1 protein-coding gene is annotated in these 306 nt (G+C 35.9%); it reads right to left on the bottom strand.

Annotated elements, in window-relative coordinates; translation table 11 throughout:
• The coding region (locus KVT37_RS32070) for a hypothetical protein (protein ID WP_217579007.1) at nucleotides 1-285 on the bottom strand (285 nt) is incomplete at its 3' end.
• Nucleotides 286-306: the final 21 nt, after the last annotated feature.

A 306-nucleotide genomic window follows, 5' to 3' on the forward strand; every position in this document is an offset into this window, starting at 1 on the left:
AATTAAAGCTTCTGCTTTCACGAATTTACTACGATTGCAATTACCGTTTAATGCAGTAAACAAACTCACTTCTGTTGGACTTTCAATGTGAATCATAATTGTTTCTGCTGTATCAAAATTAGATTTCGCATAATCTACTAAACTAGATAGGCTACGTACAGTTAAAGCACGTGGTGTCGGTTCTTCCACTACATGCAACTGCTGATTAGAATACGTTTGACCGTTGATTTCCTCTACTTCTGCATTTCCTAAACCTACTACATATTGCAAAGCTTCTTTTGTCATTGACATACTTCATTTCCCCTT

It is taken from the genome of Mesorhizobium sp. GbtcB19, from assembly GCF_019091085.1.
Classification (GTDB): domain Bacteria; phylum Pseudomonadota; class Alphaproteobacteria; order Rhizobiales; family Rhizobiaceae; genus Mesorhizobium.